General features: G+C 55.8%; 6 protein-coding genes. 2 read left to right on the top strand and 4 right to left on the bottom strand.

What is annotated here, in order from left to right:
- Positions 1–350: 350 nt before the first annotated feature.
- The 3 genes from msrQ to ACXAH3_RS09320 all read right to left on the bottom strand — a co-directional run bounded on the left by msrQ (position 351) and on the right by ACXAH3_RS09320 (position 3,490).
- Entirely contained in the window at positions 351–992 is a 642-nt protein-coding gene (gene msrQ / locus ACXAH3_RS09330; RefSeq protein ID WP_474861801.1) for a protein-methionine-sulfoxide reductase heme-binding subunit MsrQ, read from the bottom strand.
- On the bottom strand, positions 992–1,900 hold the full coding sequence (gene msrP / locus ACXAH3_RS09325; RefSeq protein ID WP_474861800.1) for a protein-methionine-sulfoxide reductase catalytic subunit MsrP: 909 nt from the start codon (positions 1,898–1,900) through the stop codon (positions 992–994). The genes msrQ and msrP overlap by 1 nt, the downstream gene beginning before the upstream one ends.
- 99 nt (positions 1,901–1,999) lie before the next feature.
- Positions 2,000–3,490 carry an FMN-binding glutamate synthase family protein gene (locus ACXAH3_RS09320; RefSeq protein WP_474861799.1) on the bottom strand — a complete coding sequence of 497 codons (1,491 nt, stop codon included), beginning with the start codon at positions 3,488–3,490 and terminating at the stop codon, positions 2,000–2,002.
- Between the two features lie 360 nt (positions 3,491–3,850).
- Here ACXAH3_RS09320 and ACXAH3_RS09315 point away from each other — a divergent pair, with 360 nt between their 5' ends.
- Together ACXAH3_RS09315 and ACXAH3_RS09310 are read left to right on the top strand one after the other, a co-directional pair.
- A complete protein-coding gene (locus ACXAH3_RS09315; RefSeq protein WP_474861798.1) occupies positions 3,851–4,084 on the top strand; it encodes an EF-hand domain-containing protein in 234 nt (77 codons plus the stop codon).
- A gap of 364 nt (positions 4,085–4,448) precedes the next feature.
- Complete coding sequence (locus tag ACXAH3_RS09310; protein WP_474861797.1) at positions 4,449–5,573, top strand: pentapeptide repeat-containing protein; 1,125 nt, start codon at positions 4,449–4,451, stop codon at positions 5,571–5,573.
- A gap of 143 nt (positions 5,574–5,716) precedes the next feature.
- Here ACXAH3_RS09310 and clpB read toward each other — a convergent pair whose 3' ends face one another.
- Positions 5,717–8,332 (bottom strand): ATP-dependent chaperone ClpB, encoded by a 2,616-nt coding sequence (clpB, locus tag ACXAH3_RS09305; protein ID WP_474861796.1) that lies wholly within the window; start codon positions 8,330–8,332, stop codon positions 5,717–5,719.
- Positions 8,333–8,461 lie beyond the last annotated feature (129 nt).

Below are 8,461 nucleotides of genomic sequence, written 5' to 3'. Positions count from 1 at the left end.
TTGCGACCCTGTCGTCCGCGCCGTCTGGCGTCCCGTTGTGCGCCTCAGCGCCGCCGGTGAAGTGGGTTCTAGTCCCACCGAACGATACCCGCAAGCGCTTTTTTTAGAAAATGCGCATTTTTTTCGCGTATCCCAGTTTTTTCTTTAAAAACGGTAGGTTGCAGCAATCTATGACAAGAAGACCGGAGGTTTTGCGCAATAATGTTTGCGCCCATCATGTGTATCCCCTTGCCAAGCCAGAGTTATCCACAGACTCGCAGGCCAAATCACCCCGATTCAACGAAAACACCCGGCGATTCATATGAATCGCCGGGTGTTTTTCCGAGTCGCTTTCGAACTTCGGGCAGAATCTAGGCCGGATTCGCTGATTTCCCCTGATGAATCGCCCGAGCACGCTGTCTTTTCCGCGAGTCGTAGACCCTCCAGCCCAGCAAAGCCAAAATCACCGCCATATAGAGGAGTGATTCAACCTCCCACGTCTTGCCCACCATTATATAGTGAATGCCGCCCAGCGCTGCGGTCGGATAGACCAACTTGTGCAGCTTGCGCCACCGCGGGCCCAGTTTACGGACGGACCAGTTGTTCGACGTGATCGCCAAGGGCGTCATCAGTACGAACGCAGCCATACCAACCGTAATGTAAGGACGCTTCAGAATGTCCTTCCAAATCTCGGACAGGATCTGCACATCCAGCACCAGCCAGACCAGAAGATGCGCTGACACGAAATAGAAGGTCAGAATGCCAATAGCACGGCGGAACCGGATCAGGTTAACACCCACCACCGCCCGCAGCGGCGTAATGGCCAACCCAACGATAAGAGCCTGCAATCCCAATTCGCCCAGCTCGTGCTCCAGCGCTTTCACGGGGTCGACCCCCATCGCTCCGGTGGCCGCCTGATAGAACAGCCAGACCGGCCAAAGCAGTCCCGCCGCATAAACCACCCAAACCGGCAGCTTACGAGCTGCGGTGTTTATATGGTCCGCAATCGCCATCAATAGTTCTTCGCCAAGTCCATACCGGCATACATACCAGCGACCTCTTCTTCATAGCCGTTAAACATCAGCGTTTCTTTGCGCTTTGCAAACAACCCGCCGCCAATGGTGCGTTCCGTTGCCTGAGACCAACGCGGGTGGCTGACTTCTGGGTTCACATTTGAATAGAAGCCGTATTCGCTTGGCTGAAGCATATTCCACGTGGTCAGCGGCTGCTTATCTGTCAGCGTCACACGGACAATCGACTTGATCGACTTGAAGCCATATTTCCACGGCACCACCAGACGCAGCGGCGCGCCATTCTGTTTCGGCATGGGTTTGTCATAGATGCCTGTGGCCATGATGGTCAGCGGATGCATTGCTTCATCCAGACGCAAACCCTCGCGATAGGGCCAATCGACATTCACGGTGCGGATGCCGGGCATTTCGTCTTCCCGCACCAGCGTCTCGAACGCCACATACTTGGCACCCGACTGCACGCCCGCCATGTCCAGAAGTTGGTTCAGCTCGAACCCGTACCACGGGATGACCATCGACCAAGCCTCAACACAGCGGAAACGATAGATGCGCTCCTCTTGGCTAACCTTCTTCAGAATATCCTCAAGCCCATAGCTGCCCGGCTTATCAACCATCCCGTCGATCTGCACCGACCACGGGTCGATGGTAAGCTGATGCGCATGACGAGCGGGATCTTCCTTGCCTGTGCCAAACTCATAGAAGTTATTGTAGCTCGAGATCTCCTCGAACGTATTAGGTTGCGCATCGGTCGAGTATTGCGACGCCCCCAGCGCCGGCCCCATGGCCATACCTGCAAACAGCCCGGCAGCGCCGCCCATCAGCTGGCGGCGGTTCATATAGTCCGCCTTGGGCGTCACGTCCGAGTATTTCAGCACATTCTTATAGGCCATCACGGGCACCTCGTCTTTTGATCTTATTCTGATCTAAGTCGCCAAGCGCGCAAAGCCAAAGCACAATGGCTCACGTCCGCGCCAGAGGATTGTAACATTTCAGTCTGCTGAAGGCTGGATGGTTGGGTAGATCTCGTTCATCGGGATAGACCGCCCGCTGTCTTGAACCAACCGCACGTGGCGGCGGCGCATCTGGCGGGGTTCATCTACGCCCACAGAATGCGCGATGGTTTCGACCTCTTTCACGATACCCTTGGCGTAACGCGCGACCTTCACGCATTTGTCTTCGGGCACCAGGCCTTTCTGGAAACGGGGATCGTGGGTGGTGATACCGGTTGGGCAGGTGTTCTTGTTGCACTTCAATGCCTGAATGCAACCAAGCGAGAACATGAAGCCCCGCGCCGAGACCACGAAATCCGCGCCTGCACAAATGGCCCAAGCCACATCGCCGGGGTTCACCAGTTTGCCGGATGCGATGATCCGAATGCGATCATGCAAGCCATGCCGGTCTCGCAAATCAACGATCAGGGGCAACGCCTCGCGGATCGGCATGCCGACCAGATCCATCAAGGGCATGGGGGCGGCCCCGGTGCCACCTTCGCCGCCATCAATGGTGATAAAATCAGGGGCGGCATCCGGCCCACGGGCATCAATCCGGTCGAACAGTTCTTCGAACGGCTCAATCGCGCCAACAACGGTTTTGAACCCAACGGGTTTTCCGGTGACCTCTCTTATATGTGCCAGCACATCCAACAGGTCATCCCAGTCGTCGATCTCGATGTGGCGGTTTGGAGAAATCGAAGCCTCGCCCACGCGGATGCCCCGGATCTTGGCAATTTCATCCGAGACTTTTTCAGCGGGCAGGATGCCCCCCTTCCCCGGCTTCGCCCCCTGCGCCAGCTTCAACTCGAACATCTTCACTTCTGGATGGGCCGCGGCCTCGCGCAGTTTATCGTCCGAAAGGTTGCCATCATGATCGCGCACCCCGTATTTCGCAGTGCCAATCTGGAACACGACGTCTCCACCGCCTTTCAGGTGATAGGGTGACAAGCCCCCTTCCCCGGTATTCATCCAGACACCTGCTTCGGCCGTTCCGATCGACAGCGCCTCGACCGCCGGGCGGGACAAGGCACCATAGCTCATACCTGACAGGTTAAAGATTGATTTGGCCTGATATGGCTCCCGTGCATGCGGACCGATGATCATCGGAGCCGTATGTGCATATTGCCCGCCCAAAGGGGGGAAAGCCGCGTTCACAAAAATCGGCGTCCCCACAACGTTCAGGTTCCGCGTCGACCCGAAAGCCAAAGTATTCCCGCGCCCCGCCGCCGTATGTTCAACCCAATGGCGCTGCGCCCTGTTGAACGGCAGCTCTTCCCGGTCCATCGCAAAGAAATACTGTCGGAAGAACTCCCCTAAGTTCGAGAACAGCGACCGAAAGCGGCCAATCACAGGATAGTTGCGCCGCACCGCGTCGCGGGTCTGAAAGCGATCTATTATATAAAGTATCGCAATCAGCACGAAGACCACCCCCACAGCAAAGATCAACACCTGAGCCAAAAGCTCGATTGCCCAGAACATCGACTGCATACCGTTCCCTCCGTTTCAGGGGCGAGTGTAGCGTGGCTGCGCGCGAGGGAAAGACACAGTTACTGACTTTTATGTGCGGGGGATTCGGCCCCCGGTGAAATCCGCCGAGATGGGCACGCCGCATTTTCTAAGCAAAGCCCCGCCGAAATGCGGTTTTAAGGTCGGTGAAGCTTCGCCTTCTTCGACCCGACGCCCTTGCATGACCCATTCTTCGCCTATGGGTAGACGCAGAATTCGCAACGCTCTGCTGATTTCTACCCATTCCTGCGATTGGCCCTGCACGCCCCCAACCAGCGTGTTTCTCTGCCGCTGCGTTCAATCGGACGCACAACGAATTACTCAAAACTTACGGAGCTAAATATGAAACTCGCAACTCTGACCAGCGCCATCGTTCTGACCGCAGCCACCACCGCCTTCGCTGAAGGGCTTGACGCAGACGGCGACGGCATGGTGACGATTGATGAAACCATTGCCATGTACCCGGACGTCACCCCCGAGGCATTCTCGACCGCAGATGCCAACGATGACGGCGCACTGGACGCAGACGAACTGGCCGCTGCTCAAGAAGCAGGCCTGATCCCCAACGACGCCTAATCCACCGCCCACCACTCACAAAGCAAGCGCTCGCCGGTGAGAATCGGCGGGCGTGTTTTGTTGGGGGCAGATGTTGGACGACATATAGGGTATAGTTACAGTGAGGTGGGGCACGTCATGCGTCGATGACTGATTTGCGGGACTTAGTTGCCGCTAGCTTCTTTCAATTCCGTATCCGCTATCGTCTAACCACCTACATGAAGACCGGCTCGGCGACACTTTAAGAGAATGAAAGCAAAGGCTCTCGATGCTCAAATCTTAAAGCGCGACAGATGCCTCTTGATCCTTGAAGGAGGGAGGGCCAATTGTCAGGTGCATGCGCAGCAAAGTTCTTAGTAGTGGCTGAACAGTGGGGCTAAATTTTATGACAGTTCTGGAGAAAGACGGCTTCAAATTCGATATGGCAACCCAGAGATTTCTCAAGAATCGCTGGGAGACAACCGTAGGTGAAAAAATTCGGTTAGAGATTATTGAAGGGCTGAAGTCATCTGTAGAAATCAGATCAATTCTTGATTCCTATGTGCTGGATCACGAAGACAACTTTGATCCTTATGGACACCCGATATACCCGCCGAGCGAGATGAAGAAGGGTGCTTTCTGGGTCCTTACTCACGATGACCTGCGCGGTATACACATATACAATGAAGATTTTGAAGGCTCGAATAGTTTCCCCAAAAAAGCGCTTTCCTATGCGAGGTTCTTCAATTGCAATCTAAAACAAGCGAACTTGGAGATGTCGGATTTCTCATATGCGACATTTGAAAAGTGCAATCTTACAGACGCAGTACTTGCGATGTCTGGCGGCTTCAACGCAAGCTTCCTCGAATGTGATTTGAAAAGAGTGTGTTTGTTCAAAGGATTTATCGGTGATTGCGACCTAAGTGGCTCGAACTTGGAAGGCGCCTATTTTGAGGGAGCTACGCTTAGAAATATCACCGTGAACCACAAAACTAAGTTTAGCCAACACCCTAGAACAGAATGGGCTGGACGCACACTGCCCGAAGACCACGTTCCTGACATTTTGCGTCCCATACGCATTGCTTATGAAAACGCCGAGATATGGGAAGCCATGGACGCGTTTCTAGTATCGGAGCAACGTGCCAAGAGAAAAGCGCTTCTTTGGCCTGAGTTGCTCCGAGTAAAGAGTATCAAGAACTTTAGCGCTTGGTTTGGCAGTTTAGCTAGGGACTATTATTCAGAGTACTCAACGAACCCCGCACGGGTCGTTTTTGTAAGCTTTCTCATTCCACTACTTTTCGCCCTTTTCTATTGCTCTGTAGGAGTACCCACCGGCCCTAATAGGGTCGAAGATACCTTCAGAGAGGCAATCTACTACTCTTTTACAACCTTCACTACGTTAGGTTTCGGTGATGTGACCTATAGCGCGGACAGACCCATTCTAAGGGTCCTGAGCACTCTAGAAGCGTTCGCAGGAGCAGTCAGTATGTCACTTCTTGTGGTGATACTTGCTCGCAAGATAATCCGCTAGTCGTGACCATTAGTTGGGCCAAAATTGTTTAACCTGGATTGGTCCAAAACCGGGCATTGGAAACCAATGCAGCATCATTCAACATGGACACAAAGCAGCCCCAAAAAAGCCCGCCAAGAAGACGGGCTCTTTCTGCTTTTAGGTTAATGCACCACCGCATCCTCTGGCGGTTGCCGGTTCGAGCTGGACACCCGATCCCCGACCAATAGCCCGTCGGCACCGGCGCTGACGGTGATGGTGTCGCCGTCCATAACATCGCCAGCCAGCAGCATCTCGGCCAACTGGTTCTGCAAGGCCCGCTGGATCACGCGTTTCAACGGACGTGCACCGAAGACAGGGTCATAGCCCTCGTCCGCCAGCCACTTCATCGCGGCCTCATCCAGATCCAGCGCGATGTTGCGACGGCCCAGACGTTTGGTCAGGCGGCCCAGTTGGATCTCGACGATGCCGTCCATGTCTTCGCGGGACAGGCGGTCGAAGATGATGGTCTCGTCCAGACGGTTCAGGAACTCGGGGCGGAAATGGGCCCGCACCGCGTCCATCACGTCGCGCTTGGCGTCCCCTGCATCGGCGCCATCCGGCAGCTGGCTTAGCGCCTGCGCGCCAAGGTTCGACGTCAGGATGATCAGTGTCTGCTTGAAGTCCACAGTCCGGCCCTGTCCGTCGGTCAGGACACCATCGTCCAGAACCTGCAATAGCACGTTGAACACATCCGGGTGCGCTTTCTCGACCTCGTCAAACAGCACGACCTGATAGGGCCGACGCCGCACGGCTTCGGTCAGCACACCACCTTCGTCATAGCCAACATAGCCCGGAGGCGCGCCGATCAGACGGGCGACCGCGTGTTTTTCCATGAACTCGGACATATCGATGCGCACCATCGCGCTGTCGTCGTCAAACAGATACTCAGCCACGGCCTTGGTCAGCTCGGTCTTACCCACGCCAGTCGGCCCAAGGAACAAGAACGATCCCAAGGGGCGGTTTTCATCATTCAAACCAGCCCGCGCACGGCGCACCGCGTTGGACAACGCGGTCACAGCGGAGTCCTGCCCGATCACACGACGGCCAAGCTCTTCTTCCATGCGCAAAAGCTTCTCGCGTTCACCTTCCAACATTTTCGAGGTCGGAATACCCGTCCAGCGTTCAACCACAGACGCGATCTGTTCGGGGCGCACGGCTTCCTCGACCATCATCTCGGCCTCGGCGCTTTCGGCGTCTTCCAGCTTCTTTTCAAGCCCCGGAATGACGCCGTAGGACAGCTCGCCGGCCTTGGCCAGATTGCCCTCGCGCTTGGCGACATCAAGTTCGGCACGGGCGCGGTCCAGCTGTTCCTTCAACTCGCGTGCACCTTCCAGCTTGTCGCGTTCAGACTGCCACTTGGCGGTCAGACTGGCCGATTTCTCGTTCAGGTCCGACAGCTCGGCCTCGAGCTTTTCAAGCCGGTCTTTCGACGCCTTATCGTCCTCGACGCGCAACGCTTCGGCCTCGATCTGCATTTGCAGGATCTGGCGGTCCAGAGCGTCCAGCTCTTCCGGTTTCGAGTCCACTTCCATCCGAAGACGGCTGGCGGCTTCGTCCACAAGGTCGATGGCCTTATCCGGCAGAAAACGGTCAGTGATATAGCGGTGCGACAGCGTCGACGCGGCCACCAAGGCACTGTCCGAGATCCGCACACCGTGGTGCAGCTCGTACTTTTCTTTGATACCCCGCAGGATTGAAATCGTGTCCTCGACCGTCGGTTCCTCGACCATCACTGGCTGGAAGCGACGAGCCAAAGCCGCGTCTTTCTCGACATATTTTCGGTACTCATCCAGCGTGGTGGCACCCACACAATGAAGCTCACCCCGCGCAAGCGCAGGTTTGATTAGGTTGGCGGCGTCCATCGCGCCATCCGACTTGCCCGCACCAACAAGGGTATGCATCTCGTCAATGAACAGAATGATTTCGCCAGCGGCGTCAGTGACTTCGTTCAGAACGGCTTTCAGACGCTCCTCGAACTCACCACGGTATTTCGCACCGGCGATCAAGGCACCCATATCCAGCGCCATAAGCTTTTTGTTGCGCAGGCTTTCGGGCACATCACCATTGATGATGCGCAGGGCCAAGCCCTCGGCAATCGCGGTTTTACCGACGCCGGGCTCACCGATCAGAACAGGGTTGTTTTTGGTGCGGCGTGAAAGGACCTGCATCGCGCGTCGAATTTCTTCATCACGGCCAATAATCGGGTCGATCTTACCCTCGGCAGCGGCTTCGGTCAGGTCATGCGCATATTTCGACAGCGCTTCATAGCTATCCTCGGCGCTGGCACTATCCGCCGTGCGCCCCTGACGGATCTGATTGATCGCGGCATTCATCTTCATGGCGTCCACGGCACCCGCATCCAACGCATCACGTGCGCCAGATTTCACCACGGCCAACGCCGTCAGCAGCCGTTCAACCGGTACAAAGCTATCACCAGCTTTCTTGGCCAATTTCTGCGCCTCGTCGATCACGCTGGCCGTTTTATTGTCCATATAGACCTGAGCGCCATCGCCCGTCACTTTGGACAGCTTTCCGATGGCAGCATCGACCGCAGCGCGCACGTTTTCGGGCGACCCACCTGCCTTGCGGATCAGGTTGGCGCTCATGCCTTCCTCATCATCCATGAGGGCTTTCAGCAAATGTTCGGGAACCAGTCTTTGGTGGTTTTCGCGCATGGCGATGGTCTGTGCAGCCTGAATGAAGCCGCGCGACCGTTCAGTGAACTTCGACAAATCCATGTCTCTCTCCTTTTCAAGCGCCCTGCGTTTCAGATGCCCGCCATTGCAGCACATCTTATTGGGCCTTGGGATTAATTTGGGGTTTTCGGGGGGATATTCAAGGCAATCAAGCGCGACAGATTTGCGTTT

This window comes from Aliiroseovarius sp. ABM4_368 (assembly GCF_056161205.1).
Note: the sequence above shows the minus strand (reverse complement) of the source record. Positions and strands in the feature narration are given on the sequence as shown.